Source organism: Virgibacillus sp. AGTR (assembly GCF_016919725.2).
GTDB lineage: Bacteria > Bacillota > Bacilli > Bacillales > Amphibacillaceae > Virgibacillus > Virgibacillus salarius.
Genome location: NZ_JAJERH010000152.1, coordinates 1 through 1678, shown reverse-complemented (window position 1 = coordinate 1678; position 1678 = coordinate 1). Strand labels below are relative to the sequence as shown.

Annotated in this window: 3 protein-coding genes; 2 read left to right on the top strand and 1 reads right to left on the bottom strand. The window is 32.1% G+C overall.

The window, feature by feature from the left end; genetic code table 11:
• Positions 1–273, top strand: a 273-nt coding sequence (locus tag JUJ52_RS22875; RefSeq protein ID WP_228089235.1) for a transposase, incomplete at its 5' end; no start/stop codon positions are given.
• Positions 274–363: 90 nt separating this feature from the next.
• Here the strand turns inward: JUJ52_RS22875 and JUJ52_RS22870 are convergent.
• Positions 364–1104: a hypothetical protein gene (locus tag JUJ52_RS22870; RefSeq protein ID WP_228089234.1), complete on the bottom strand. Its 741-nt coding sequence runs from the start codon at positions 1102–1104 to the stop codon at positions 364–366.
• A gap of 182 nt (positions 1105–1286) precedes the next feature.
• Here JUJ52_RS22870 and JUJ52_RS23490 point away from each other — a divergent pair, with 182 nt between their 5' ends.
• A complete protein-coding gene (locus tag JUJ52_RS23490) occupies positions 1287–1421 on the top strand; it encodes a hypothetical protein (RefSeq protein WP_255637860.1) in 135 nt (44 codons plus the stop codon).
• The last annotated feature ends 257 nt before the right edge of the window (positions 1422–1678 follow it).

Sequence of the window (1678 nt, the reverse complement as noted above, 5' to 3'; positions counted from 1 at the left end):
TCTAACTTAACGGCAGTCAAAGGTGAGTTTTACAACTTAGTAAAAGCATCTGGAATTGAAGAATTTAAGAAGGCTATGGAAACCTTCCAAAACTGGCAAAAAGAGATTATGAATAGCTTTGCATTTAACTTACATAATGGCTATGTGGAGGGGATTAACAACCAAACGAAAGTAATAAAAAGAAACGCTTTTGGTTATCGGCGTTTTAATCGGTTTCGAATGAGAGTATTATTACATCATCAATATAAAAATATAAATGGACGAGTCGCATAAAGAAGGAGTGAGCGTTAGCTCACCCCAACATTTGACTTAGAACCCTTTTTTACTTCTCCAGGCTAGTTATGTCCCAGCCCCATCTATCTTTTATAAATTATTATTTAATTTTATAGTGTAAGACGCACCTGATCTATAAACTGTCACTGTTGACGTAGTACCTATAGCATAACTGCCCGTCAATGCAGTTTTCCCCCAAGACGAAGGCATAGTATATGAATAACTATTTAGAGATGGGTACTTAGTACCAGCTTGTGTACCATTCGGCCAACCTGAAGATCCGTATCTAACAGTTTTGTTCCCTAAAGTTGTTAAGGGATTCATAACTTCCCATCCTCCAGTGACTCTTGTTAGTTTAGCGTAACTAACACCACGACTGCTTGAACTAATGTAATAAATTCTACTATATGCTCTTGCAAAGAGATCTCCTGTGGAATTTCCTTTATCACCAAATATGCCGATTTCTGATTCTCCACTTTCATCTTCTACTCCTATATCGTTAAAAACGGTTACAGCTATTAACTGTTCTTTATCACCCTGAGTGTTTACAGTTTCAGATAAGATTTGTGCAGTGCTATATTTTTCAACATCTAAAGGGTTGGCAGACAATGAATTTGTTGAATTTGCGCTAATAGTTGAGACTTCTGAAGATATATCAAACTTGCTAGTATCAATATCACTTATACCTTTTACAGCGTCACGATAAGACTCTTCAATGCTTTTTTCTTCATATTCCTTGCCGGTGGCTTTTTCAGCACTAGACGAGTGACTAAAACCAAAAACAAAAAACAAACTGGTTATAATAACCAAACTTAACAAATTTTTCTTCATATTCTATTAACCTCCTAATTTTTAATTAACTTAATAGTAACAAAAAAGTAATAATAATGTAATAAATTTAGATAAATTAAAATAAAATTTATAATTATAATTGACAAATATATTTAACATTTTGGAAGAAATATATTAAGATTGAATGATTAGAAAAGATTAATTAGAAGGAGTGTTTTTTTATGGGAAGAAATAGAAACGATAAAGATAACAATCAAGATGTATTTGACAGAGCATTGTTTGGTAGTCCTGGTTTTATGATTATAGTTGCTTTGTTAGTAATAATAGGTAGTATAGTATTCAATTATTTTAAATAATTGAATACTATACTTAAAAATCTAGGATGTTAGAAAATGTTAGAAATGGAGCTTAAAATAGTGTGTTAACGGACATAATCGTAAGGATGCTTAAATCAAACATTACTTGTTAAAATCTTAACGATTTCTCCCTAACCATAATATCTGTTAATTTGTTACTTTTTTGCTCATATTAATTCCTTAATGTACGATAATGGGGCTGGGAAAAAACCCAGTAACTAAGTGGTACGCCAATTTAGGGCGTATCACTTTTTTTA

Bases quoted from the DNA above. Each gene is read 5' to 3' on its own strand.
- JUJ52_RS22870 (WP_228089234.1), bottom strand. From the start codon at position 1,104: ATGAAGAAAAATTTGTTAAGTTTGGTTATTATAACCAGTTTGTTTTTT.
- JUJ52_RS23490 (WP_255637860.1), top strand. From the start codon at position 1,287: ATGGGAAGAAATAGAAACGATAAAGATAACAATCAAGATGTATTTGAC.